We start from the raw sequence: 24,567 nt of genomic DNA, 5'->3' as shown, positions 1-24,567 counted from the left end.
GATCGGACGCCGGGCCGCCGTATTCAGGCCGCCCGCTTTCACGCCTCGGGACCGACGTCGTCCGTATGGATATCGGACTCGGACTGCTGACCGCCCAGCGGCGCCCGGACGACGACCGATCGACGACCGAGGTGTACGACGACCTCCTGACGATCGCCGAGACCGCCGACGAGGCCGGCCTCGAGAGCGTCTGGACCTCGGAACACCACTTCACCGACGACGGGTACCTCTCGGGGACCGTGCCGACGCTGGCCGCGCTTGCCGGCCGCACCGACGAGATCACGGTCGGGTCGGCCGTCGGGCTCGCCCCCTTCTACGACTCGGTCCGGCTCGCGGAGGACGCCGCGACGGTCGACGCCCTGTCGGGCGGACGGTTGACTCTCGGGCTCTCGATCGGCTACTGGGACCGGGAGTTCGAGAACTTCGGCGTGCCCAAGGACGAACGGACCGATCGGACCGAGGACGCGATCCGCGTGCTTCGAAACGCCTGGGAGCCCGGTCCGCTCGAGTACGACCCCGACTACCACGCGGTCGATCCCGGGACCGAGGTGACGCCGACGCCGGACGAGGCGCCGCCGATCGTCCTCGGCGGGCTCGCCAAACCCGCGGTCAGGCGCGCGGCCCGGATGGCCGACGGCTGGTGTGCAAACGAGATGCTCTCGCTCGAGGACGTCGAGACCCGGATGGACGACATCGAACGGGTTCGCGAGGAGGAAGGGATCGACGGGGAGTTCACGACGTACGTGATCCGTTACGGCTTCGTCGGCGACTCCGAGGAGGCGGCCTGGGAGCGGATGCGCGAGGGCTACTTCTACCAACAGCGCAAGTACGCCGAGTGGATGGGCGACGAGGACGTCGGCGACGGGCTCTCCGAGGAGAAGAAGGCGGAACTCAGGGAGGACGCGATCGTCGGCACCCCCGAGGGGGTCCGCGAGGAGCTCGCGACCTACCGCGAGCGACTGGGCGACGACGTCCACGTCATCTTTCGGTCGTACTGTCCCGGAGTCGGGACAGACGCCCTCTGCGAGTCGATCGAACGGCTCGGCCGGGAGGTCGCGCCCGAGCTCTGAGCCGAAGCGCACGTCGCGGACCGTCGAACGGCCGGCTCGTCCGAGCACAAGGTATATCTTTGCCCGCACAGGTGGCTGCACCATGGCCAGAAAGTCGTACCAGGAGAAACTCGAGGAGGTCCGCGAGGACGTCCTCTACATGAGCGAGGTCGTCATGGAGCGGCTTCGCATGGGACTGTCCGCGCTCGAGCAGAAGGACACCGAACTCGCCACCGAAGTGATGGAAGGCGACAGCGAGGTCAACGAGCTCTACCTCGAACTCGAGCAGGACTGCATCGAGCTGCTGGCGCTCCAACAGCCCGTCGCGAGCGACCTGCGGTTTATCGCCTCGACGTTCAAGATCATCACCGACCTCGAACGGATCGGCGACCTCGCCGTGAATCTCGGCGAGTACACCCACGACGCCGAACACGACCGGTTCCCCGACGTCGACGTGCAGGCGATGGGCGAACTGACCCTCGAGATGGTCGAGGACGCGATGATCGCCTACGACACCGAGGACACCGACGGCTGCCGGGAACTCGCCGAGCGCGACGACGAGATCGATCGCTTCGCCGAGCGAGCCAGTGAGATCGTCGTCCGGGACCTGATCGAGCGCGAACTCGACTCCCCCGAGGAAGTCGAGCAGATCCTCCAGGACGTCTCGCGGCTGCTGTTGACGATCCGGGATCTCGAGCGGGTCGGCGACCACGCGGTCAACATCGCCGCCCGCACGCTGTACATGGTCGAGAACGACGACGAACTCATCTACTGACTCGCCCCTGCCGTTCGCGCTCGGGCACGCCCGTCAGCAACTGCGCGGTGTCGACGACGTTGCGCGTCTCGAGCAACAGTTCGGCGGCCTGCCGGACCGTAAAGTCGGCCTCGAGGGCGACGCCGTGACACCGCGCGTAACACTCGAGCCAGTCGTTCATCGCCCGCTCGAGGGCCGCGAACTCGGCTTCCGAGATCGGGACGAGCCGTCCGCCGGTTCGGGCCTCGACGTAACACCACACCGCCTGTCCTGCCCCCTCACGGAGGTACTCGCGGGCGGCCTCGGAGTCGGCGGCCGAACCGGCGGCCTCGAGAGCCGCCCGATCCCGCTCGGCCCGTCGGGCGAGCGCGGCGATCCTGGGTCCGTACCGGCTCATCAGCCCTCGCGGAACTCGACGCCCTTCCCACCGCGGGGGTGTTCCCAGGCGGTATCGGCGACGATCGCGCAGGTGCCACACTCCACGCAGGGCTGGGTGTCGAGGCTGACGACGGTCTCCTCGTCGCCGTTGGTCTTCACCTGTTCCGTGCGGTAACAGCCCCCGCCGAACTCCTCGGCGCTGACGGGACAGGCGTAGACGGCGGCCCCGCTGGCCTCGACCGACTTGTCGTGCAGTTCGATGTGTGGGTTGCCGACGTCGGTGTCGTAGGTGAGGTCGCCGATCCGCTCCTCGAGACTGGGGGGCTCGGCGTCGTTCTTCCAGCGGATACTCTTCCCGCGGGTCTCGCCGACGACCGTCGGTACCGTCGTGTACCCGGTGCGGGTGTCGGGCAGCATCGACACCACAAGCGGCGAGTTGTACGCCCGCTCGAGGACGCGGTCGGCCAGCGGGTTCCCGAGCGCGACGCGGCCGATCGGCGACTCGAGGACGCGATCCACGGCGTTCGTGACGGCGTCGCGCTCGGCGACGGTGCGAGCGAGGTCGTACTGCCTGGGTCGGAGCTTGGCCATCGTCCCCGAGTCCTCGAGCAGCTTCGCGTAGCGCCGGCCCGCGGCCTCGGGGTCGGCGTTCCCGCGCGTGATCGCGAAGGCGTCGGCCGCCAGCGCCCCCGCGGTGACGGCGTGGTTCATCCCCTTGATGATCGGGCCCTGGGCCTGCATCTGGCCGGCCGCGTCCCCGACCAGCACCAGGCGATCCCGGTAGGGCTCGCGGTGGGCGACCTTCTTCGAGTCGGGGACGAGCTTCGCGGCGTACTCGCGTTCCTCGTACCCGTCGCCGATCCAGTGGGCCATCACGGGGTGGGTCAGCAGGGCGTCGAGCAGCTCGTGGGGTTCGGCCTGCTGGGCGACGAGGCTGTCGAGGTGGAAGACGGTCCCGATCGACAGCGACTCCTCGTTCGTGTAGAGAAAGCCCCCGCCGCGAACGTCCTCGAAGAGGTCGCCCGAGAACAGGTGGGCGACGCCCTCGTCGTCGCCGATCCCGAACCGGTGGTTGACCGCGTCGGGATCCATGTCGACGACGGCCTTGACGCCCTGGAACCACTCGTCGGGTTCCTCCCAGTCCATGAGGCCCGCGTCGCGGGCCAGTTCGGAGTTGACGCCGTCGGCGGCGACGATCAGGTCGGCCTCGATCGGGTCCAGTTCGTCGCAGGTGACGCCGACGATCTCCCCGTTTTCGCGGAGCAGACCGTTCACCCGCACGTTCGTCAGGACGCCCCCGCCCGTCTCGCTGGTCTTCTCGTGGACTCGAGCCTCGAGCCAGGAGTCCATCTTTCGACGAAGGACGGCGTCACACCAGTCGGTGTCGTGCTCGTGGAGGTCGGTCAGATCGTACGTCTTGACCTTGTCGCCGGCGACGTTGTGGATCCGGTAGTCGGTGACGGGGCGTTCGGCCGCCTCCTCGCGGAAGCCGTCGAAGAGGTCGTCGATCGTGTAGGGTGCCGAGCCCTCGGCGTAGATCAGCCCGCCGGAGACGTTCTTCGAGCCCGCCTCGACGCCGCGCTCTAAGACGAGCGTCTCGACGCCGTGTTCCGCGAGTCGGGCCGCGGCGGCCGCACCGCCGGGACCGCAGCCGACGACGACCGCCTCGTAGTGTTCGTACTCGTTCTCGTGGCTCCCGTTCGCGCTCATCGGTCCTCACCCCCGCTCCCGTCGGCGACGGCCTCGAGTCGGGTCTCGCCGCTCTCGACGGCCTCGGTCAGTCGCGGGAGGATCTCGAAGAGGTCGCCCTCGATGTAGTAGTCGCTGAAGTCCCGGATCCGCGCGTCGGGGTCGGTGTTGATCGCGACGACGGTGTCGGACTCGTCCATCCCGACCTTGTGCTGGACTGCCCCGGAGACGCCCGCGGCGATGTAGATCCCGGGGGCGACGACCTGTCCCGTCTCGCCGATCTGGCGCTCCTCCTTCGAGTACTCCTCGACGTGGCCCTCGAACTGGTAGGCCGAGGTGACGATCCCCCGCGTGATGCCGAGTTCGGCGTCATCGAAGGCGTCGACGAGCTCGAGCCCCAGTTCCATCCCGCGGGTCGGATCGTCGGCGATCCCCCGCCCCAGGCAGACGATCACGTCGTGCCCGGCGAGGTCGATCCCGGCCTCGAGCCGATCCGAGTCGGTGATCTCGACGCGGAACCACTCCTCCTCGAGCTCCATGTCGTGTTCGATCACGAGCCCCTCGCGGTCGTAATTGGGCTCGATCGGGTCGAAGCTACCGGGGATGATCGAAGCGCCCTGCGGGTGGAAGTCCCGACCCGGGTTGTCGAGACAGAGGATCGTCGAGTACTCGAACCCCGAGAAGTCGGGCCGCTTCATGTGCAGGACCTTCTCGAAGGTCTTCTTGACGCCCGGCTCGCCGGTTTTGACCGGATTGGAGACCTCCTCGTTCTCGATGTAGAGGTCCGAACAGTCCGAGGCGAGCCCGGAGTCCAGTTCGGCCTGGACCTTCGCCGAGAAGTCCCGCCCGTTGTTCGTCGCCGGGAACAGGATGTAGCGGGGCTCGTCGTACTCGCGCCAGTCGGTGCTCTCGGTCGTCCCCTCGCCGCGGGCCATGTGGGCCGCGATCTCCGTGTATGGCTCGTGCAGGAATCGCTCGAGGCGGTCGTCGTCGTGGTAGACCGCGACGTCGGCGCCGTAGGCGACGCACTCCTCGGCCAGGTTCTCGCAGTCGTCGCCCATCAGAAAGGCGACGACGCGCTCCTCGTCACCGGAAGACGGAACGTCTTCCGAGCCTCCGCTCGCTTCGCTCGCGGAGACTCCGTAGTCCTCCTCGAACTGATCCATCAGCTCTCGAGCCTTCCCGAGCATCTCCCGCGAGACCTCGAGCAGCTCTCCCTGCTGGGTCTCACAGAACACCCACATGTCGGCGTACTCGCCGTCCTCGAGCGCCCGGACGTGTTTCTTGTCGCGAGTCGGATGCGAGAGGTCGTCGTCTTCCTCCTCTCCCCCCGACTCGTCTCCGTCGCCGTCGTCCTCGGTCGCCGATTCGTCGTCTCCGTCCGCGTCTTCGGCGTCCTCGTCGATCTCGTCCACTTCTTCGCCCTCCGCCTCGTCGCCGACCTCCTCCTTCGTCTCCTCGTACTCGCCTTCCGTCTCGGTCCCCTCCTCGACGCCGTCACCGCCCGTCTCGCCGAGTTCCTCGAGGCGACGGTGGATCGCCTCGCGGGCGGTCTTGCGGTCCCGCCCCGCCTGTTCGGCTTCCAGCACCGTCTGCAGTTCGTCGACGTCGTCGAGCGTCTCGAGTTCCTCGCCCAGTTCGTCGGCCGTGTACTCGTCGGGATCGAGTGCCATCGTCAGTCACCTCCTGCGAACGGCTGTAGTTCCTCGAGGACGGGCTCCATCGCCGCGCCGTCGTCGGGATCGATCATCGTCGCCTCCCGCTCGGAGGGCGCCTTCGGGATCGGGTCGACCGAGGAGACGATCGTCGGCGAGCCGTCGAGCCCGATGTAGTCGGGATCGAGGTTCAGGTCGACGTGGTCCCACGTCGTCAGGTGCTCGTCGTGGTCGGCCGCCCGCTCTCGGGTCCCGGCCCGAAGCTCCTTGTGGGTCAGCCGGTGGGCGGCCTTCCGATAGGTGGGCTCGAACTCCGGGTCCGTGACGACCATACACGGCAGCGGCGCCTCGACGGTCTCGATCTCGTCGACGTCGCCCTCGACGAGGCGCTTCGCCCGGAGTCGGCGCTCGTCGGGGTCGATATCGAGCGCGACGACGTGGGTGACGATCGGCCACTCGAGCGCCCAGCAGGTCTGGGGTCCGGTCTGGCCGGTCTCCCCGTCAGCGGTCTTGAAGCCCGCGAAGACGAGGTCGACGTCGGCGACCTCCTCGCGGTACTTCTCGATCCCCGAACTGACGGTGATCGCCGTCGCCCAGGTGTCGGAGGCGGCGAGTTCCCGGTCGGAGAGCAGATAGGTATCGTCGGCGTACACCGATTCCATCGCCTCCCGCAGGACGTCGCCGTACCCGGGTGGCCCCATGCTCATCGCGCTGACGTGGCCGCCGTGGCGCACCCGCGTCTGGAGCGCGGCCTCGAGCGCGAACGCGTCGTTGGGGTTCATCACCGTCGGGGTCTTCCCCCGCTCGAGATGACCGTCCTCGTCGAAGGAGACCGCACCCTCCGAGAAGTCCGGCACGCCCTTCGTCAACACGATCGATCGCACGATCTCACCCCTCTTTGGTAGTTGCTCACGCGAACCATACTCGAGTGGTTCTAACGGAGCTGACACTATTAAGGATGCGGGTGAAAATCGCCGTGAGAGAGAACGATCGGGCGCGCGATCGATACACGGGACACGGATGGTCGAGCGGCCCGAAAACCGTCGGGACGGTTCGACTTGCCGCCCCCAGGCGATCGAGCCGATCTCGCTCGGACGATTCGGCGGTCGAGAACGCATCCGTACGGCCCGGGATCGCGTCCTACTCGAGGTCGCGTTCGGTCGTCCGCATCGTGACCCCGCCGGCGGCGCGGACCGACCCGTCGCCCCCGGCGCGGGGGCCGAGGGCGAGGTCGCTACAGGAGACGTCGCCGAGGACTCGAGCCCCGGGCTCGACGACGACGTCGCCGCTGCGGGTCGTCAGATCGCCGTGGATGCGGGTCCCCTCGCCGACCGAGACGTCCTCGCGGGCCCGGAGGCTGCCGAAGATATTGCAGTCCTCGCCGACGTCGATCGACTCGGCGCGGATGTTGCCGTGGAGCCGACAGCCGTCGCCGATCGTCGCGGGCGTCGAGACCCGCCAGGCGTCGTCGCTCACCGTCGCGTTGCGGGGGACGATCAGCGGTTCGGCGGTCGGCTCCTCGTCCTCCCCGTCCTCGTCGACGAACTCGGAGACGAGCCGCTGGGCGGCGTCCTCCTCGCCGATCAACAGGAGCTGTTTGAGATAGACAAAGAGGAAGACGATCGTCGGCATCGGGTTCCGGATGACGATCCAGCCGTTGGCCTCGAACCCCTCGTCGATCTCGACGTCGTCGCCGATGTCTAAGTCGCCGGCGACTTTCATCTCGCCGCCGATGTGGACGCGTTCGCCGATGTAGGCGTCCTGGCCGACCAGGACGTTTTCGGCGACGTCACACCACATGTCGAGCCGACAGTCGCCCTCGGCCTCGATGTCCCCGCCGAACTCGACGCTCTCGCCCGCGAGGACGTTCCGGCCGCGGACGCCGAACTCGACGGACGAGCGGGCGCCGACCAGCACGTCTCCGTCGGTCTCGAGGGCGACCTCCTTGGCTTCGGTCCCGTCGGGGACGACGAGTTCGTCGAGCGGATCCCTGCGAAACGCCACGTTCGAAACCAATGTGAGCGCCGGGTAATAAACCTCGCGCGATTCGACGGCGGGCGCGGTGGGTATACACCGGGACGGACGGAGCGTTTCGCTTTCGAGCACTCACACGAATCGATCCGTGAGGCTCCTGGACCGTTCGAGTGCGGTCTACAGCTCGTACACACGCGCCTCGTACGGCCGAAGCTCGAGTGCGCTGTCACCCGGCTCGCCGGCTCCGTAGTTGCCGACCACGAACTCGAGTGCCTCGATGTCGGTGAGTTCCGGCAGGTCGACGGTCGGCTCGCCGTCGAAGAAGTTACAGATCACGAGCAGCGTCTCGTCCTCGAGCGTGCGCGTGTAAGCGAACACCTCGGGATGGTCGGGCAGGAGCAGGTCGTACTCGCCGTAAACGAAGATCTCGCACTCCTCGCGCAGGTCGATCAGGTCGCGGTAGTAGTGCCAGACGGAATTCGGGTCCTCGCGGGCTGCCTCGACGTTGATCGCCTCGTAGTTGTCCGTGACGTCGATCCAGGGTTCGACCTCGCTGAACTCCGCGTGTTCGTCGTCGGACCACTGCATCGGCGTCCGAGAATTGTCACGGCTCCGCGACTCGACGATCGGTCGGATCTCCTCGTAGGAATCGTACTCGCCGGATTCGAGGCTCGATTCGACGAAGTTCTCGGCCTCGACGTCTCGGATGTCGTCGGGAGTTTCGAACGTCGTGTTCGTCATCCCGATCTCCTGGCCCTGGTAGACGAACGGTGTTCCCTGCAGCGTAAAGAGGAACGTCGCGAGCATCTTCGCCGACTCCTCGCGGTACTCGCCGTCGTCGCCGAACCGGGAGACGGCACGCGGCTGATCGTGGTTGCTCAGGTAGAGGCAGTTCCACCCCTCGTCGGCAAGGGTCTCCTGCCAGTCAGTGATGATCTCCTTGAGTTCGAGCAGATCGAGGTCCGCGACGTCCCACTTGCCGCCGTCGCCGGTGTCGACGCCCATGTGTTCGAAGTGGATCAGCATCGACAGCCCACAACCGTCCTCGCCGACGTACTCGAGGGCGGTGTCGGCGTCGACGCCGATCATCTCGCCGACGGTCATCACGTCGTACTCCGCGAGCGCGCGGTTGCACATCTCGCCGATATACTCGGTCGAGCGGGGGCCGTCGACGAAGTGCTCCGCGCCGGTCATCTCGTCATCGGGGTCGCCGTCCAGAAGCCCCTCGGTTTTCGAGACGAGGTTGATGACGTCCATCCGAAAGCCGTCGATCCCTCGCTCGAGCCACCAGCGCATCATTTCGTAGACCTCTTTGCGGACGGTTTCGTTGCGCCAGTTCAGGTCCGGCTGTTTCTCGTCGAACAGGTGGAGGTAGTACTCGCCGCGTTCCTCGTCGTAGCTCCAGGCGGAGCCACCGAAAAAGGAGTCCCAGTTGTTCGGCGGGCCGTCGTCGCCTTCCCGCCAGTAGTAATAGTCCTCGTACTCGGCGTCGCCCTCACGCGAACGGCTGAACCAGTCGTGCTCGTCGGAGGTGTGGTTGACGACCAGATCCATGATCAGGCGCATGTCTCGGTCGTGCAGTTCCGCCAACAGCCGCTCCCAGTCGTCCATCGTTCCGAATCGCGGGTGGATCGAGCGGTAGTCCGCGATGTCGTAGCCATTGTCCGCCATCGGTGACTCGTAGACGGGGTTGAGCCAGACGACGTCGACGCCTAACTCCTCGAGGTAGTCGACCTTTTCGATGATACCGGGGATGTCACCGATTCCGTCCCCGCTCGAGTCGTTGAAACTCCGCGGGTAGATCTGGTAGACGACCGCCTCCTTCCACCATCGTCGGTCGCCGTGTTCCGTGGTAGTCATCGTCACGTCAGTCGTGACGGCCTGGCAAAAGAACGTCGAATTATTTCTACAGAGAATTGTCGATCCGATCTAAGCTCTCGGAAAGAGTCGTTCGCAACGTTTCGCCACTTCGAGTGAACCGCCGAAAGATCCGTGCGAGTGGATTAACCACGATGCTATATAGTTAAACTTTAATCTAATATAATACAAGATAAATAGTAGAGAATAGAAATCTAGAAGTAATATTTCGACCTAATTTTTATTATGTAGTGTTGTGTTGCCCCCTCTCATGCGCAAGGAAGACATTCACAAGGCATCGAATCTGGGGATCGCGCGTCGTCGGTTCATCAAGGGGGTCGGCACCGCGGGCGGCGCGGCGATCCTGGCCGGCTGCGGCGGTCAGGAGGCCGGTGACGACGAGGAGGGCGACGGCGGTAACAGACACGAAGCAGGATCAGGGATCGAAGCCGGAGAGGAGGAACTCGCCCAGATCCAGGAACTGGCCTGGATCACGAACCAGGACCTCCCCGTCTTGCCGCTGATGGAGAAGTTGGCGCAGTCGTTTCAAACGACCGACGACTGGGAGGTTCCGGGATCCGACAGCACCGACCTCATGTACTACTGGCCTACGGAGTGGCTCCCCCGGTTCGGTCAGTGGGGAGCCACCGGCGACGACGACACGCTGACGCTCACCCAGTGGGCGGTTCCCGAGGACTCCCAGTACAACCCGTGGAACGGCGTGGAGTACGCCGAACCCCGACGGATGCTGTTCGACCGGTTCATGGCGTACAACATCGTCGACGCCGAGTACGAGGGGTACGCGATTTCCGACTGGGAAATCGACGGCGAGTCGATCACGCTGACGGTCAGGGACGGACTCACCTGGCACGACGGTGAGGATGTCGTCGCTCAGGACGTCGTCAACCAGCTGAAGCTCGACATGTACAGCGGCGGGACGTTGCGCGACTTCGTCGACGACGCGTCGAGCAGCGTCGAAGCCGTCGACGAGCAAACGGTCGAACTCACGCTCTCGGAGCCGGTCAACAGCGAGATCGTCCTCGGCCTGCTCCAGCCGACGCGACTCGTTGCGAAGGACAGCGAGTACGGGGAGTACGTCGAACGACTGGACGATGCCGACGGCGACGACGAGGAAGTCGAGATCTACGGCGAACTCACGGATTGGGCCGTCGACGAGCCGATCGGCTGCGGTCCGTTCCAGTACGAGGAGGCAGACTCCCAGCGGACGCTGCTCACGAAGTTCGAGGACCATCCGGATGCAGACAACATCGACTTTGAACAGGTCGAGAACCGGCACATGCCGTCGAACGACGCGCGCTGGAGCGCGCTCCAGAACGACGAGATCGACGGCGACGCGACGCTGTTCATGCCCCAGAACCAGGTCAATCAGCTCCCCGATCACGTCCAGATCGCAGAGATTCCGCGCCACTGGGGGATGGGGCTAATCTTCAACTACGAGGACGAGCACTTCGGCCAGCGCGAGGTGCGACAGGCGATCGCCCACGTCATCCAGCGCGACCTGGTCGCCGAGAATTCCGGTGCCGGAACCGGGTCGAAACTCGGCGTGAAGTACCCCAGCGGGATCACCGGCGACTTCACGAATCGCGTCGAGGACGAGTGGCTCGATGGCGTCGTCGACGAGTTCGAACCATACGACCACGACGAGGGACGCGCCGAGGAACTCCTGGAGGAAGCAGGCTACGCTAAGGAGAACGACGTCTGGGTCGACGGAAACGGCGACCCGATCGAGATCCCGATCAAGGTCCCGAGCGGTTTCTCTGACTGGGTATCGGCAGTTGAAACCGTTGTCGACCAGCTCCGTCAGTTCGGATTCGAGTCGGAGATGCTTACCCGGGACGTCGGCACCTACTTCGGACAGGACTTCCCGGACGGGGACTTCGTCGCCGGCGTTGAGGGCTGGGCGAACTATGACCAGGCCTACCCCTACTACCACTTCGATCACCTCTACACGGGCGGGGAGGGGAGCATCCAGGCCGCCGCGAACTTTCCGGACGAGTTCGAGGTGGCACCCCTTCACGACGAGGTGCGTGACGGCGACGCGATCGACCCGACCGAGATCATCGACGAACTCGCACGGACCGGCACCGAGGAGTCGGACGAGTAACCGAACCCGCCACCAGCAATGAATTACGTACTCAAACGAACCGCGCAGGCGATATTCACCGTCTTCGCGACGATCTCGCTTACGTTCGGCCTCGTTCGGCTGCTCCCGGGGGGCCCGGTCGACTACCTCCGGGCACAGATGCTCCAACAGGGCGGCGACCTCACCACCGAACAGATCAACCGGCAGATCGAGGCCCAGACGAACATCGCCGTCGACGAGCCGCTGTACGTCCAGTACATCGACTACATGGCGAGCATCCTCATGGGCGACTTCGGCGAATCCACGTGGCACGGCGATCCGGTGGTCGACATCCTCGGCAGCGCGATCCCCTGGACGATCTTCATCATGTCGGTCTCGCTGTTCCTCGCGTTCGTCATCGGGATCAGCCTGGGCTCGTTCATGGCCTACCGGGAGGGGAGTCGCTTCGACGTCTCTTCAACGATCGTGGCGCTGCTGTTGAACTCGACGCCGAGCTACGTCGTCGGGCTCCTCGCACTGACGTTTCTCGCCTACCGCGGCGGGCTGTTCCCGACAGGCGGACACTACGCCTCCGGGCTCGAGCCAGGGCTGAGCCCCGAGTTCCTGCTCAGTGTGGCCCACCACGGCGCCCTGCCGATTCTCTCGATGACGGTCGTCGCGTTCGGTGGCTGGGCCCTCGACATGCGCGGCAACAGCATCCGGGTGCTCGGCGCCGACTACCTGCACGTCGCCCGACTCCGCGGGCTGCCGGAGCGGCGAATCGCGCTCCGGTACGTCGCCCGAAACGCCATCTTGCCGATGTATACCGGCCTCATGATCGCCATCGGGACAATGATCGGCGGCGCGGTCATCATCGAGGAGATCTTCTCCTATCCGGGCGTCGGCTACTATCTCGTCAGCGCGATCGACCAGCGGGACTACCCGGTGATGATGGGCGCGTTCATCCTGATCACCGTCGCCGTCGTTATCGGCATCTACGTCGCCGACCTGACCTACGGCAAACTCGACCCCCGCGCCAAGCGAGGTGAGTCCCGTGAGTCGTACTGAGACCTCCGACTTCGAGACGCTCTCGGAGACGCAGCTCACGCGATCCGAGCGGTACCGCCAGCTGGTCGACGAACTCGTGCTCGCGCCGATACGAATCGTCTGGCACGACTGGCGGGCCCGCATCGCCGTCGTCATCATCTCGGGGTTCCTCTTCCTGGGCACCGTCGGCGTCCGTCTCGTCGAGGAGCCCCGGACGAACCAAGGCGGTCGGCTCGTCGGCGCCTTCCGGACGCTCGAGCACCCGCTCGGGACCACCGCTTCCGGTGTCGACATCCTCTCGCAGATCACGTATGCCACGGTCCCGATGCTTCAGATGATCACCGCGGGCGCGGTGTTCTCGGTAATCATGGCGACGGTCATCGGCACTACATCCGGCTACAAGGGTGGGCTCGTCGATCGCGTCCTGATGACGCTGACCGACGTGTTACTGACGATCCCCGGGCTGCCGCTGGTGATCGTCCTCGCGGGCGTCCTGCCGATCGCGGGCAACCCCTACGCCATCGGCGTCCTGCTGTCGATCAACGCGTGGGCCGGGCTCGCCCGCGCGCTGCGCTCGCAGGTGTTGACCCTGCGCGACGCCGAGTACGTCGAGGCCTCGCGGATCATGGGGATCTCGACGCCCAAGATCCTCTCGGCGGACATCATCCCCAACCTGATGCCCTACATCACGATGAACTTCGTCCAGCAGGCCCGGGCCGTCATCTTCGGCTCGGTCGGACTGTACTTCCTGGGGATTCTGCCGTACAGCCGCACTAACTGGGGGGTTATGATGAACGACGCCGTCAGGCAGGCCGGCGCGACGTCGTCGGCCACGGCGTTCCACTGGCTGTTGATGCCGATGCTCGCCGTAATCCTCCTCTCGATGGGGCTGACGCTGTTCGCACAGTCGGCCGACCGGCTGTTCAACCCGCGGGTGCGCGCCCGCCACGCGAAGTCGATCGGCGGAGACGATACTGACGAGGTGAGTTCCTAATGGCAGACGCGACACAACGATCCGCAGCGGCACAGCACGACCGGAACGACGAGCGAGCGGACGACGTCGTCTTCTCGCTCGAGAACGTTAGCGTCGAGTTCGATATGGAGCGGGGAACCTCCCGCGTCGTCGACGATGTGGACTTCGAGGTCCACCGCGAGGAGATCATCGGCATCGTCGGCGAGAGTGGCTCCGGCAAGTCGATGCTCGCGAACGCGATGCTCGATGCCGTCGACGAACCGGGTCGGCTCGCGGGCGACGTGACCTATCACCCCGCGGAGGGCGATCCGATCGACGTTCTGGAACTTTCGGACCGCGAGCTCAAGGCGTTCCGCTGGGAGGAGGTTTCGATGGTCTTCCAGGGAGCCTCGCGGTCGTTCAACCCGACGATGACAATCCGGGGCCACTTCGAGGAGACGCTCGACGCCCACGGCGCCGACCGCGGGGTCGGCATGGAGCGCGCCCGCGAACTGCTCTCGGATCTGTACCTCGACGCCGAGCGCGTACTCGACTCGTACCCGCACGAACTCTCCGGCGGGATGTCCCAGCGCGCGCTGATCGCGCTGAGTCTGATTCTCGAACCCGAAGTGCTGGTGATGGACGAGCCGACCGCCGCGCTCGACTTGCTGATGCAGCGGTCGATCCTCAGCCTGCTGTCGGATCTCCAGGAGAAGTACGACCTGACGGTCGTGTTCATCACCCACGACCTCCCGCTGGTCGCGGGGCTGGCCGACCGGCTCGCGGTGATGTACGCGTTCGATCTCCGCGAGGTCGGACCGACCGAAGCCGTCGTTCGAAACCCCTCCCACCCCTACACACGGGCACTCCTCAAGGCAGTCCCCAACCTCGACGCACCGCTCGAGACGATGCAGCCGATCGAGGGTTCGGCGCCCGATCCGGTGAACATCCCGCGGGGGTGTACGTACGCGCCACGGTGTCCGATCGCGACCGAGGAGTGTCGGTCGACGAAGCCGCACTTCCAGGCGGTCAACGACGGGGCCGACCACGAGGTGACCTGCTTCCACTGGGAAGACGCCGACGAGGCCGTCGACCTCGACGCGCGGGCCGGGACGGCCGACGAGGGGAGGGAGGTGAGTCGATGACCGTCGACCCGTTCGTTTCCCTCGAGAACGTCGAGGTCCACTTCGAGAAGGAGCAGGGGCTCGTCGAGGGGCTGTTCAACGACCCCGACCGGGTCAAGGCCGTCGACGATGTCTCGCTCGAGATTCCAGAGAACGACGTCGTCGCGCTCGTCGGCGAATCCGGCTGCGGCAAGACTACGCTCGGGAAGGCCGCTATCGGGGTTCAGCGCCCGACGGGCGGCAGCGTCCGGTACCGCGGTCAGGATATCTGGGCGGCGAAGGACGGAATGGGCGAGATCCCCTACGAGCGGATCCGCAAGTCCCTGCAAATCATCCATCAGGATCCCGGCGGCTCGCTCAACCCGAACCGAACGGTGATGAAGAGCCTCACGACCCCGCTGTCGCGGTGGCAACCCGACATGGATAGCGAGGACCGCCGGGCTCGCGTCCTGCGGATGCTCGAACGGGTCGGGATGAAGCCGCCGGGCGACTACGCGAGTCGCTACCCGCACCAGCTCTCGGGGGGCGAACAGCAACGCGTCGCGCTCGTCCGGGCACTGTTGATGAACCCGGATCTCATCCTGGCCGACGAGGCCGTCAGCGCGCTCGACGTCTCGCTGCGGGTGGAGACGATGGACCTGCTGCTCGAACTCCAGGAGGAGTTCGGCACCTCGTTCCTGTTCATCAGTCACGACCTCTCGAACGCTCGCTACCTCGCGGAGAACGCGGGCGGCCGCCTCGGGGTGATGTATCTCGGCGAACTCGTCGAGATCGGCCCCGCCGAGGAGGTGCTCCAGAACCCGAAACATCCCTACACGAAGGTGTTGCGGTGGGCGACCGCCGACGTCGACCCCGACGGCTGGGAGGCCCAGGAGCCGCCGGTTCGGGGGATCGACATCCCCGATCCGGTAAACCCGCCGTCGGGCTGCCGGTTCCACCCCCGCTGTCCGGAGGCCAGGGAGATCTGTACCGGCGAGACGCCCGCACTCTCGGACGAATCGGCGGCGAGCCGCGACCACTGCGCGAAGTGCTTCCGGGACGATCCGAACCACGAGTACTGGTCCAGCGAGCCCCTCGAGGGAACCGAAGCCACACACCTTGAAACCCACTGAGATCCTTTCCCCCAGCACGGGGAACGGTATGCAAGAGACGAAACTCAGATCGCAGTTAGCCGCGTTTGGACTCTCCGAGAAAGAAGTTGATACCTATCTGACGCTGCTCGGGCTCGGCGAGGCGAAGACGAGCGCGATCGCCGACGAGTCCGGCGTCTCCCAGCGCTACGTCTACCAGATCGCCGAGGACTTGGAGGAGCGCGGACTGGCGATTGTGAAGGATCACGCGACGCCGACAACGATCGCCGCCGTACCGCCGGAACAAGCCGTCGAGGGACTCGTCAGCCGACTTCGGTCGCTCCAGCCGGGACTGGAGAGTCGGTTCACCGAGGCTGCAACGCAGACGGCCTCGTTCAACGTGGTCAAGAGCCGTCAGACGGCGCTCAAGGAGATCCGACGGATCGTTAACTCGGCCAGCGAGGAGGCGTTCCTCGCGCTCCCGCACTACGCCGTCGAGAAGTTCGAGGAGGACCTCGAGGCTGCGTTCGATCGCGGCGTGATGATCGTGTTACACGAGGGCGCCATCGAGCCCCAGTCGCCGGAAGTCGCCGAGCGGCGGTTCGACGGCCTCGCACACGTCGTACGCCAGTGGCACCACGACATGTCGTTCGTCGCGACCGCCGACTCGACGTCCGGTATCGTCGGCGGGCGGCGGCTTCTCCGGAACGACGACAACGACAGGGAGGCCGTCGTGGTCTCGGAGTCCCACGTCGTCGGTTCGATGTTCGGCTCCTTCCAGGGCGGTTTCTGGGCGGCCGGCGAGGAGGTGTACATCGGCGAGCCCGTCTCGTTCCCCGCGAGCTACACGATGGCTCGTCCGACGGTACTTAATGCGGTGCTCGCACAGCTCGGTGGCCGCATGCTCCAGGCGGAGGTCTCGGGGTACACGACAGATACGGAGGAATCCCGGACAGTGACGGGCCGAATCGTCGAAATCCGGCAAGGACTCGTCGAACCGTTCACGAACTCGTTCCCCGTCGAGAACAGCCTCACGCTCGAGACGGACGACGGGGAGCGACTCACCGTCGGCGGCGCCGGGGCGTTCGTCGAGGATCTCCGGGCGAACAAGACGACGCTCCGTCCGGTCGAATGACGACGATTTGGCGGGTCATGTTCACGATGAACGCGATCCTGCTGGCCCTGCTGGCGCTCAGCTGGCCGTTTGTCGAACCCAGCTCACCGGCGGCGACGATCGCGCTCGTCAGCCTTGGATTCATCGTCGCCTCGATGCTCGGCCTCGCGGCGATTATCCGCTTGGAGTGGGAGCCGTTCCGGTAGTTCCGCTCGGGGACCGCGACGACCCTGCTCGCTGCCCGACCGCGCGAGCACAGCCGTCCGGTTTTTATCGGGGGATCGCCTACGGTCGGCCATGACGACGCTTGCGTTCGACGACGAGGGTGTCGACGTCGTGTACGAAGGGACCGAATTCCGCCTCGAGCGCGAACTCATCGAGGAGGCCACGGAGAAATCCTACTACGACGTGACCGACCACGAGGTGCTCAAGATCGTCGCCGAGCAGCCGAACCTGCAGGGCGAGCCCCGACGGGTCGGCGACATCCTTCCGAAGAACTGACGCGTCCGACGGCTACGCGTCTCGGATCCTCACGGCGTCCGCGTCCCGGTCGGCAGCGACGGCTACGCGTCGTCGCCGTAGCGCGTTGCCGCGGATTCGAACCCCAGCTCCGTTCGCTCGCGGCTGCGTCGCCCCTCGAGTTCGGCGATCGCCTCCGGATCCGGGGTGGCGTCGTCGTCGATCCGCGCCCACGAGCCGTGGACCCTGGCGTGGCACCACCGACAGAGGTACACCGTGATCTCGTGGGAGCGCTCGTCGGCCTCGGCGTCCCCGCTGGCCGACCCGCTTCCGTCGGCGTACGAGAGGTGGTGTTCCTCGAGCAGCGGGCGCTCGTCGTCGTGGGCGAGCCGTTTCTCCTCGAGGCCACAGCGCACACACTCCCGATCGCGGTTTCGCGACCGGAAGTGCGGGCAGTCGGCCGGCGTCTCCTCGCGGTCGGGATCGTGGACGGGACAGGCGTACTCCTCGGCCGCCCGCTCGCGGGCGAACGCCGGGTCGTCGTCGGGACGTTCGAAGGCGTACCGACACCGTCCGTCGTCGGTACAGCGGTCGCAGACGCCGGCGAACGCGTAGGGGTCGTCGACGCCGACGGACGTTCCTCGCGGCGTTTTCTCCATTGCCGTCCCGTTGGCGAGCGCGACGTTTCAACCTCTCGCCCCGAACTCACCGCTCGAGTTCGACGGGAAGCTTTTACCGCCGCGGTGGGCACTCGAGGGCGTGCGACTGCGCCACCACCCGAAATCCGGCGTCGCCCGCCGACTGGCCGCGACCGTGGAGACGGCCGACTCTACGCTGGCCCAGTTCCGCGGGCTCACCTTCCGCCGTTCGCTGCCCGAGGGGTACGCGCTCGCCTTCCGGTTCGGGTCGGCGCGGCCCCGCGACGTCCACATGCTGTTCGTGTTCGTGCCGCTGGACGTGATCTGGGTCGAAGAGGGCGTCGTACGGCGCGTCGAGCGTCTGCGGCCCTGGCGGGGGATCGCCCGCGAGCGAGCCGACCTGCTGCTCGAGCTGCCCGCGGGGGCGGCCGACGGCGTCGAACCCGGCGACGAACTGGTCCTCGAGCGGACGTAACCCTTCCGCCTCGAGCGCGTTCGGCCGCAGAAGATGCCGAGACCGGCGAGGTTAAGTCGCCCCGTCGGAATAGGTCGGGATACGATGGCACGAGATTCGTTCTCAACGCCGGAGTCCGAGGATAGAGGAAGTCGGGGCAACCCGGCTGGGCGCGAAATTCCAGGGCCGAGATAACCCTTCCTTCGTGACTACGACTCCGGAGCAGACGATCGCAGCCGACCGTACAGTGCGCCTTCTCGATACGACGCTTCGCGACGGCGAACAAGCCCCGGGTGTCTCCCTGTCGCCCGACGAGAAGGTCGAGATCGCCCGCGGGCTCGAGCGAGCTGGCGTCGCCGTCATCGAGGCCGGCAGCGCCTGTACGGGCGCGGGCGAGCGACAGGCGATCTCGCGGGTGACCGACCTCGACCTCGACGCTCGCGTGACGAGCTTCTGTCGCGGGATGACCAGCGACGTCGACCTCGCGCTCGAGTGCGACGTCGACGGCGTCCATATCGTCGTCCCCGCCAGCGACCGCCACGTCGAGGGGAAGGTCGGCACCTCCCGCGAGGACAACCTCGCGAAGACGGCCGAGCTCGTCGAGTACGCTACCGACCACGACCTCTGGGTCGAGGTCATCGGCGAGGACGGCTCCCGGGCCGACCTGGACTACCTCGAGGAGCTGATGGGCGCCGCCCTCGAGGCCGGCGCCGACCGAACCTGCTTCGCCGACACCGTCGGCCACACGGGTCCCGAGCGCACCGCCGAGGCGGTCTCCCGGCTTGCCGAACTGGGTCCCGTCAGCGCCCACACTCACGACGACCTGGGGCTGGGCGTCGCGAACGCGATCTCGGCGGTGTCGGCTGGCGCCGATCTGGTCCACTGCACCGTCAACGGGCTCGGCGAACGAGCCGGCAACGTCGCCTTAGAGGAGGTCGCGATCGCGCTCGAGCACGTTTACGACGTCGAAACCGTCGAGCTCGAGGAGCTGTACGACCTCGCACAGCGGGTCTCGCGGGCGACGGGCGTGCCGCTGGCGCCGAACAAGGCCGTCATCGGCGAGAACGCCTTCACCCACGAGAGCGGGATCCACACCGACGGCACCCTCAAGGACGACAAGATGTACGAGCCCTACGCGCCCGAGACGGTCGGACGCGAGCGACGGCTCGCGCTCGGCAAGCACACGGGCCGGGCCGGCGTGGCGGCGACGCTCGAGGAACACGCGGTCGAGGCCGACCCCGACGAGGTCGCCGAGATCGCGACCCGCGTCACCGAGCTCGGCGACCGGGGTCGCCGCGTTACGGACGCCGACCTGCTCGCCATCGCCGAGGACGTCACTGGCGACGACCGCGAGCGGGTCGTCGAGCTGCTGGATCTGAACGCCACCAGCGGCGGTGCCGTCCCCACCGCGAGCATTCGCCTCGAGGTCGAGGGTGAGGAACGGGTCGCCAGCGGCACCGGCTCTGGACCCGTCGACGCCGCCGTCTCCGCGGTGCGGGAGGCGCTCGGGTCGATGGCCGACGCCGAACTCGAGTCCTACCACGTCGACGCCGTTACCGGCGGGACCGACGCCGTCGTCACCGTCGAGGTGACGATGGTCCGAAACGACCGCTCGGTGACTGTCGCCCGCAGCGAGGCCGACATCACGCGTGCGAGCGTCGAGGCGATGGTCGACGCGCTCGATCGGTTGCTCGGGCGGGACGCGCAGCCGCTCGCGCCCGCGGACGACTGACGCGTCGCTTGACGCGTCTCTTTTCCGGCTCTGTTCCGATTCGGCGCTCAGTGAAACGGCTGTCGATCGAGCACGTCCCAGGGATCGAACAGGTAGACGCTCGCGAGAAAGAGCGCGAGGACGACGACGAACAGCCGGGCCGCCGCACCGACCGAGATCGACGAGATCGGAAACAGCGTCGACGCGATCAGCGCCGCGACGCCAATCCAGAGCGTCCCGACGACGAGTCGCTGACGGAGCTCCATACCGGGCGATCGCGCTCGAGCGGTATGAATGTGGGTTATCTCGATCGCACCGGGGACCGCGAAGGGCCGTCGTCGCTCACAGCGACAGGTCGGATCCGCCGAACGTCCCGTCGTCGAGGGCGTCCTTGCGGACGTCGAGCTGGCCGACGTCCTCGTAGGCGACCGGCCCCGGGACCTGCTCGGCTTCCGGTCCGGGCTCGTTGCCGATGTAGAGGACGTTCGGATCGGTGTTGTATTCCTCGAGGAGCTTGAACGTCGACTCGGCGTCCCCGTACTCGCCTCGCAGGAGCTGCTCGGCCTCGTCCTCGGTCAGTCCGTCGCCGCCCTCCTCCTCGGCGGGCTCCTGGTCGCCCTCGAGGACCGCGATCGCCTCCTGGAGCTCCTCGTCGTCCGGATCGGCCTCGAGCGCGCGCGCGAGGGGAACGTTCTCGGCGTAGCGCTGGGGATCGCTCTCGGGGTCGTTCATGTCGCCGAACTGGATGGCGCCCGGCGGGCAGGCGTCCTCGCAGGCCGTACGGCCGACGAACTCCTCGCCCCGGTTGCCGTCCTGGCGGGCCGGGTCGAAGATGCACTTCTCCATGACGCCGCGGGGACCTCGGCCGCTAACCCAGCGGCCGCGTTCGTCGTACATCATGTCCTCCCCGAGATCCTCCGATGGAGCGTCGACCTCGGGCTCGCTCCACTGGAAGTAGTTGACCCCGTAGGGACAGGCGACCTGGCAGTACCGACAGCCGATACAGACGTCGTAGTCGGTGAGCACGAGCCCACCCTCCTCGCGGGTGTGACGGGCCGTGGTCGGACAGACCTTCTCGCAGGGGGCGTCCGTGCAGTGCTGACAGGGGCGGATCAGCATGTTGAAATCGCGCGGGCTCTCGAAGTCGTCGGTATCGGGCGACTCGACAGTGCCGTCGTCGTAGGCGAGGATGTACATCCAGTTCGCCCCCTCGTTCCAGTTGTGCTCCTGGTTGCACGCGACCACGCAGGAGAGACAGCCGTCGCAGACTTCGAGATCCAGGGTCATCCCCCACTGGGTCCCCTCCTCGTCCTCGGCTTCCTCCTCCGCCACGGCCGGGGCGGGATCGGGCTCGTCACCGCCCTCGGCGGTCCCCCACGCGCCCAGGCCGACCGCGGCCGCGCCGACGCCCATCTTCTTCATGGTCTCGCGGCGCGATCCCGTTCCGTCGCCCGCGAAGCGCTCGAGCATCCCCCCGAGCGTCCCCTTCGCTTCCTCCATTGCGTTCTCGTAGGCCTCCTTGGTCGGGCGCTCGTCCTCGCCGAACTCCGCGAGGACATCCTCGTGGTACCGTTCGTGGAACTCGGCCTCCGAGAGCTCCCCCTTGGTAACCCGCAGGGCGTCCTCGGCCATCGCCATCCCGAGATCCGCATCGTAGTCGGTCTCCTCGAGCATGGCCCGGTACTCCTCCTCGGCGGCCTCCCCGAAGGGGTGAAACGGCTCGTTCTCGGGACCGCCCTCCTCGTCGGCGGTCATCGCGTCCGCTCACCCCGTCTCGTCGTCGGGACCGTACTGTGCTGTGACACCATGTCGGTTCGGAACTCCCTCCCATAGCTGCGGGGATAAAGCGGTTCCCTGCGAGGGATGGGCACTCATACCACGGGAAAAGAGCTCTAGAACGGACGAACGGTCACGGCTCCGTTCGAACGGGGGTCGGCGCGAGCGGCGGACTCGAGTTCTAGCGCCGAGCGGAAGTGCTGAACCGCGCGAGAACGTATCGGCCCCGAAATTCGGCGCACAGACTGCGCCGGCAACGGGTCAGTGGCTACCGGACGCGAGGTGGAGACCGACGATACCGACGACGATCACACCGATACACGCCACCCGAGCGAGCGTGGCCGGTTCGTCGAACAGGACGATCCCGAGCGACGCGGTTCCGACGGCACCGACGCCCGTCCACACTGCGTAGGCCGTGCCCACGGGGAGGTCCTTGACGGCCTGTGCCAGCAACACCATACTGATAACGAGGGAAACGACGGTTCCGAGCGTGGGCCACGGTTTCGTGAGTCCGTCGGAGTACTCGAGTCCGACCGCCCAGCCGATTTCGAACAGTCCGGCGAGCAACAGGAGATACCACGACATTTCACTCTCCGTCTTCCGACTCGACCGGGCTATAGTTTCGGTTCTCCGCCGATCCGCCGCGGCTCGGGGGTCGAGTACTCGCTGCCCGATGTCCGCCGCAAGTCCGTCCAGAGTCGGGCCGACGACGCCACGGCCGATCCGGACTGACCGACGACGACTCCCGAACCGATCGGCCGGGATGCGGGCGGTCGCCGCGAGAGTCGCACCTTCGAGCGGGGTCCGACCGGCGGAACGGCCACCGCACACCGACGCCGACCGCGAGTAGCTCGTACCCGCTCGCCAGGGATCCAGCGCGCTCGCGCCGACGCCGATTCCGACTACCGCGTATCGAGTAGCCGCACCGGATGTGCGGGTCGACGCGTGAGCAGCGCGTCGAGTTGCTCGAGACACGACGTGCCGCTGGCGACGACGGTGCGGTCCGCGGTGTTTTCCGTCGTGAACTGATCGACGAGCGCTTCGCCGACGTCCACGCTGAGTTCGTAGTACTCGGACTTGTACCCGAAGCTCCCGGCCATCCCGCAACACTCCACGTCCGAGGTCGTGACGTCGAACCCGCAGTCCTCGAGAACTGCTACCGTATAGGGCTCGAGATCGAGCGTGCGCTGCTGGCAGTGGCTGTGGTAGGCGATCCGCGTGTCATCCCCCTCGGGGAGCGCGTCGAGGTCGGCGCCGTTTTCCAGCAGACCGTAGACGTACTCCATGACCTCGTAACTGTGGTCTTTCAGCGCGGCGTAGTTGTCCTCGGGGAGGAGTCGCTCGTACTCCCGGTGGAACATCGCGAGGTCCGATGGCTCCACGACGACGACGTCGTGGCCCGCGGCGACGGCGGGTGCGAGAGCATCGTAGACGTCCTCGGCGTTGGACTGGGCGGTCGCCACCATCCCCTGTGAGAGCGGTGCACGCCCGCTCTCGCCGGCAGCCGGGACGTCGACGCGGACGTCGAGCGCCTCGAGGACGCGGACGGCGGCCTTCCCGCGCTCGGTGCGCACGTAGTTCGTGTACGCGTCGGGATAGAGCGCGACCTGACGGCGCGCCTCCTCGGGTTCGACTCGCGGTCCACGGTTCTCGAACCACTCGACGAGGGATTCGCGCTCGAACGCCGGGAGTTCGCGTCGGCTATCGACGCCGAGAGTCCGCTCCAGCAGGGAGCGGGCGGGCCCGGTCTGTGCGACCCAGTTCGAGAGCGGTGCGAACGCCGACCCGAGTTTCGCCAGCGTATCGAAGTTTCCGAACAGGCGCTTTTGCAGGTCGACTCCGCCGGGTTCCTCGTCGGGTGTGAGCCCGTCTACGAGGAAGTCGAGATCCCCGTCCGTGCCGCGGTTGATGCGGTCGCGGACGACGGTGTTGATCCACGGGATGTCGATCTTCACCGGACACTGATTCACGCACCGACTGCACCCCGTACAGAGGTCGTTAAACTCCGCGGCGCTGTCGGCGCCGTGGACGCCGGCTTCCCAGCCGGTAGCGATACCGCCCGAGTACGTCTCGCCGCCGAAGGCGTGGCCGCCGACGTGCTGGAAGTTCGCACACGAGTTCGCGCACGCGGAACACCGGATGCAGTACAGCGTCTCCCGGAGCTGGTCGTCCTCGCGCATCTCCATGCGGCCGTTGTCGATGAGCACGAGGTGGAATTCGCGATCGTCGCTGGAGCCGAGTTCACCGTCCCCATCGAAGATCGGCGAATCGCCGGGCGGCGTGAAAAGCGAGACGTAAGAGGTGATGTCCTGTCCGGTCCCCGACCGACCGATGAGTTCGACGAACGGCTGCAGGTCCTCGACGCGGGGCACGAGCTTCTCCACGCCCGCGACCGCGATGTGGGTGTCCGTCGCCTGCACGCACTTGCGAGCGTTGCCCTCGCTCGTAACCAACGCGAGCGTGCCGGTGTCCGCCGTGACGAAGTTCGCCCCGGTCATGCCAACTTCGGCGTCCACGATCTTCTCACCGAGATACTCGCGGGCGAACTGTGTCAGTTCCTGGGCGGTTTCGAGGGGTTTCTCCGGATCGAAATACGCGTTGAACAGCTCCGCGATCTCCTCGCGAGACTTGTGGATGGCCGGTGCGACGATGTGCGAGGGCGCCTCGTCGGCGACCTGCAACACGAATTCGGCGAGGTCGGTCTCCCAGACGTCCGACCCGCTGGCCTCCAGGGATTCGTTTACCTCGATCTCCTCGCTGGTCATCGACTTCGATTTTACGAC

General features: G+C 66.6%; 23 protein-coding genes. 12 read left to right on the top strand and 11 right to left on the bottom strand.

The annotated features are described in order from the left end of the window. The first annotated feature begins 65 nt into the window (after nt 1-65). Nucleotides 66-1,070, top strand: a complete 1,005-nt coding sequence (locus GWG54_RS11595) for an LLM class flavin-dependent oxidoreductase (RefSeq protein WP_167937927.1) — start codon at nt 66-68, stop codon at nt 1,068-1,070. Nucleotides 1,071-1,152: 82 nt separating this feature from the next. Next, nucleotides 1,153-1,824: a phosphate signaling complex protein PhoU gene (phoU, locus tag GWG54_RS11590; RefSeq protein ID WP_167937926.1), complete on the top strand. Its 672-nt coding sequence runs from the start codon at nt 1,153-1,155 to the stop codon at nt 1,822-1,824. Here the strand turns inward: phoU and GWG54_RS11585 are convergent. The 6 genes from GWG54_RS11585 to GWG54_RS11560 all read right to left on the bottom strand — a co-directional run bounded on the left by GWG54_RS11585 (nt 1,814) and on the right by GWG54_RS11560 (nt 9,359). Next, the gene (locus tag GWG54_RS11585) at nt 1,814-2,200 is read right to left on the bottom strand and encodes a hypothetical protein (protein WP_167937925.1); all 387 of its coding nucleotides are present in this window, start codon (nt 2,198-2,200) and stop codon (nt 1,814-1,816) included. The genes phoU and GWG54_RS11585 overlap by 11 nt on opposite strands. Further along, on the bottom strand, nt 2,200-3,891 hold the full coding sequence (locus tag GWG54_RS11580) for an FAD-dependent monooxygenase (protein WP_167937924.1): 1,692 nt from the start codon (nt 3,889-3,891) through the stop codon (nt 2,200-2,202). The genes GWG54_RS11585 and GWG54_RS11580 overlap by 1 nt, the downstream gene beginning before the upstream one ends. Further along, nucleotides 3,888-5,543, bottom strand: coding sequence for an electron transfer flavoprotein subunit alpha/FixB family protein (locus GWG54_RS11575; protein WP_167937923.1), 1,656 nt, complete (start codon nt 5,541-5,543; stop codon nt 3,888-3,890). Before GWG54_RS11575 ends, GWG54_RS11580 begins: the two co-directional genes overlap by 4 nt. Before the next feature lie 2 nt (nt 5,544-5,545). Next, nucleotides 5,546-6,409, bottom strand: a complete 864-nt coding sequence (locus tag GWG54_RS11570) for an electron transfer flavoprotein subunit beta/FixA family protein (protein WP_167937922.1) — start codon at nt 6,407-6,409, stop codon at nt 5,546-5,548. A gap of 256 nt (nt 6,410-6,665) precedes the next feature. Then, nucleotides 6,666-7,529 carry an acyltransferase gene (locus GWG54_RS11565; RefSeq protein ID WP_167937921.1) on the bottom strand — a complete coding sequence of 288 codons (864 nt, stop codon included), beginning with the start codon at nt 7,527-7,529 and terminating at the stop codon, nt 6,666-6,668. 147 nt (nt 7,530-7,676) lie between these two features. Beyond that, on the bottom strand, nt 7,677-9,359 hold the full coding sequence (locus tag GWG54_RS11560) for an alpha-glucosidase (protein ID WP_167937920.1): 1,683 nt from the start codon (nt 9,357-9,359) through the stop codon (nt 7,677-7,679). Between the two features lie 268 nt (nt 9,360-9,627). Between GWG54_RS11560 and GWG54_RS11555 the strand changes: the two genes are divergently transcribed. From GWG54_RS11555 to GWG54_RS11520, 8 genes are all read left to right on the top strand, one after another. After that, nucleotides 9,628-11,481 (top strand): ABC transporter substrate-binding protein, encoded by a 1,854-nt coding sequence (locus GWG54_RS11555; protein WP_167937919.1) that lies wholly within the window; start codon nt 9,628-9,630, stop codon nt 11,479-11,481. An 18-nt stretch (nt 11,482-11,499) separates the two neighbouring features. After that, nucleotides 11,500-12,507 (top strand): ABC transporter permease, encoded by a 1,008-nt coding sequence (locus GWG54_RS11550; protein ID WP_167937918.1) that lies wholly within the window; start codon nt 11,500-11,502, stop codon nt 12,505-12,507. Further along, complete coding sequence (locus GWG54_RS21275) at nt 12,494-13,480, top strand: ABC transporter permease (protein WP_312854280.1); 987 nt, start codon at nt 12,494-12,496, stop codon at nt 13,478-13,480. The genes GWG54_RS11550 and GWG54_RS21275 overlap by 14 nt, the downstream gene beginning before the upstream one ends. After that, entirely contained in the window at nt 13,480-14,583 is a 1,104-nt protein-coding gene (locus GWG54_RS21270) for an ABC transporter ATP-binding protein (RefSeq protein WP_167937916.1), read from the top strand. The genes GWG54_RS21275 and GWG54_RS21270 overlap by 1 nt, the downstream gene beginning before the upstream one ends. Continuing rightward, nucleotides 14,580-15,674: an ABC transporter ATP-binding protein gene (locus tag GWG54_RS21265; RefSeq protein WP_167937915.1), complete on the top strand. Its 1,095-nt coding sequence runs from the start codon at nt 14,580-14,582 to the stop codon at nt 15,672-15,674. Before GWG54_RS21270 ends, GWG54_RS21265 begins: the two co-directional genes overlap by 4 nt. A gap of 28 nt (nt 15,675-15,702) precedes the next feature. Continuing rightward, nucleotides 15,703-16,767: a TrmB family transcriptional regulator sugar-binding domain-containing protein gene (locus tag GWG54_RS11530; protein WP_167937914.1), complete on the top strand. Its 1,065-nt coding sequence runs from the start codon at nt 15,703-15,705 to the stop codon at nt 16,765-16,767. Continuing rightward, nucleotides 16,764-16,952, top strand: coding sequence for a hypothetical protein (locus GWG54_RS11525; RefSeq protein ID WP_167937913.1), 189 nt, complete (start codon nt 16,764-16,766; stop codon nt 16,950-16,952). Before GWG54_RS11530 ends, GWG54_RS11525 begins: the two co-directional genes overlap by 4 nt. Before the next feature lie 91 nt (nt 16,953-17,043). Beyond that, complete coding sequence (locus GWG54_RS11520) at nt 17,044-17,247, top strand: DUF5800 family protein (RefSeq protein ID WP_015320669.1); 204 nt, start codon at nt 17,044-17,046, stop codon at nt 17,245-17,247. Between the two features lie 62 nt (nt 17,248-17,309). On the opposite strand, the gene GWG54_RS11515 is transcribed toward GWG54_RS11520, so the two are convergent. Beyond that, the gene (locus GWG54_RS11515; RefSeq protein ID WP_167937912.1) at nt 17,310-17,864 is read right to left on the bottom strand and encodes a hypothetical protein; all 555 of its coding nucleotides are present in this window, start codon (nt 17,862-17,864) and stop codon (nt 17,310-17,312) included. Nucleotides 17,865-17,964: 100 nt separating this feature from the next. Here GWG54_RS11515 and GWG54_RS11510 point away from each other — a divergent pair, with 100 nt between their 5' ends. Together GWG54_RS11510 and GWG54_RS11505 are read left to right on the top strand one after the other, a co-directional pair. Then, nucleotides 17,965-18,318 carry a DUF192 domain-containing protein gene (locus tag GWG54_RS11510; RefSeq protein WP_167937911.1) on the top strand — a complete coding sequence of 118 codons (354 nt, stop codon included), beginning with the start codon at nt 17,965-17,967 and terminating at the stop codon, nt 18,316-18,318. A 184-nt stretch (nt 18,319-18,502) separates the two neighbouring features. After that, a complete protein-coding gene (locus tag GWG54_RS11505; protein WP_167937910.1) occupies nt 18,503-20,029 on the top strand; it encodes a (R)-citramalate synthase in 1,527 nt (508 codons plus the stop codon). 47 nt (nt 20,030-20,076) lie between these two features. Here the strand turns inward: GWG54_RS11505 and GWG54_RS11500 are convergent, their stop codons facing one another. The 4 genes from GWG54_RS11500 to GWG54_RS11485 all read right to left on the bottom strand — a co-directional run. Continuing rightward, entirely contained in the window at nt 20,077-20,274 is a 198-nt protein-coding gene (locus GWG54_RS11500) for a hypothetical protein (protein ID WP_167937909.1), read from the bottom strand. A 76-nt stretch (nt 20,275-20,350) separates the two neighbouring features. After that, nucleotides 20,351-21,763 carry a 4Fe-4S ferredoxin N-terminal domain-containing protein gene (locus GWG54_RS11495; RefSeq protein WP_167937908.1) on the bottom strand — a complete coding sequence of 471 codons (1,413 nt, stop codon included), beginning with the start codon at nt 21,761-21,763 and terminating at the stop codon, nt 20,351-20,353. A gap of 282 nt (nt 21,764-22,045) precedes the next feature. Beyond that, complete coding sequence (locus GWG54_RS11490; protein ID WP_167937907.1) at nt 22,046-22,369, bottom strand: multidrug efflux SMR transporter; 324 nt, start codon at nt 22,367-22,369, stop codon at nt 22,046-22,048. 317 nt (nt 22,370-22,686) lie between these two features. Continuing rightward, the coding region (locus GWG54_RS11485) for an LUD domain-containing protein (RefSeq protein WP_167937906.1) at nt 22,687-24,567 on the bottom strand (1,881 nt) is incomplete at its 5' end.

Origin of the sequence: Natronococcus sp. JC468, from assembly GCF_012163165.1 — an archaeon.
Classification (GTDB): Archaea; Halobacteriota; Halobacteria; order Halobacteriales; family Natrialbaceae; genus Natronococcus; species Natronococcus jeotgali.
Note: the sequence above shows the minus strand (reverse complement) of the source record. Positions and strands in the feature narration are given on the sequence as shown.

Coding starts and splice junctions, on each gene's coding strand:
- phoU (WP_167937926.1), top strand. CDS start 1,153: ATGGCCAGAAAGTCGTACCAGGAGAAACTCGAGGAGGTCCGCGAGGAC.
- GWG54_RS11550 (WP_167937918.1), top strand. CDS start 11,500: ATGAATTACGTACTCAAACGAACCGCGCAGGCGATATTCACCGTCTTC.
- GWG54_RS11575 (WP_167937923.1), bottom strand. CDS start 5,543: ATGGCACTCGATCCCGACGAGTACACGGCCGACGAACTGGGCGAGGAA.
- GWG54_RS11495 (WP_167937908.1), bottom strand. CDS start 21,763: ATGACCGCCGACGAGGAGGGCGGTCCCGAGAACGAGCCGTTTCACCCC.
- GWG54_RS11490 (WP_167937907.1), bottom strand. CDS start 22,369: ATGTCGTGGTATCTCCTGTTGCTCGCCGGACTGTTCGAAATCGGCTGG.
- GWG54_RS11520 (WP_015320669.1), top strand. CDS start 17,044: ATGACGACGCTTGCGTTCGACGACGAGGGTGTCGACGTCGTGTACGAA.
- GWG54_RS11555 (WP_167937919.1), top strand. CDS start 9,628: ATGCGCAAGGAAGACATTCACAAGGCATCGAATCTGGGGATCGCGCGT.
- GWG54_RS11525 (WP_167937913.1), top strand. CDS start 16,764: ATGACGACGATTTGGCGGGTCATGTTCACGATGAACGCGATCCTGCTG.
- GWG54_RS21270 (WP_167937916.1), top strand. CDS start 13,480: ATGGCAGACGCGACACAACGATCCGCAGCGGCACAGCACGACCGGAAC.
- GWG54_RS11530 (WP_167937914.1), top strand. CDS start 15,703: ATGCAAGAGACGAAACTCAGATCGCAGTTAGCCGCGTTTGGACTCTCC.
- GWG54_RS11560 (WP_167937920.1), bottom strand. CDS start 9,359: ATGACTACCACGGAACACGGCGACCGACGATGGTGGAAGGAGGCGGTC.
- GWG54_RS11595 (WP_167937927.1), top strand. CDS start 66: ATGGATATCGGACTCGGACTGCTGACCGCCCAGCGGCGCCCGGACGAC.
- GWG54_RS11500 (WP_167937909.1), bottom strand. CDS start 20,274: ATGGAGCTCCGTCAGCGACTCGTCGTCGGGACGCTCTGGATTGGCGTC.
- GWG54_RS21265 (WP_167937915.1), top strand. CDS start 14,580: ATGACCGTCGACCCGTTCGTTTCCCTCGAGAACGTCGAGGTCCACTTC.
- GWG54_RS11585 (WP_167937925.1), bottom strand. CDS start 2,200: ATGAGCCGGTACGGACCCAGGATCGCCGCGCTCGCCCGACGGGCCGAG.
- GWG54_RS11515 (WP_167937912.1), bottom strand. CDS start 17,864: ATGGAGAAAACGCCGCGAGGAACGTCCGTCGGCGTCGACGACCCCTAC.
- GWG54_RS11580 (WP_167937924.1), bottom strand. CDS start 3,891: ATGAGCGCGAACGGGAGCCACGAGAACGAGTACGAACACTACGAGGCG.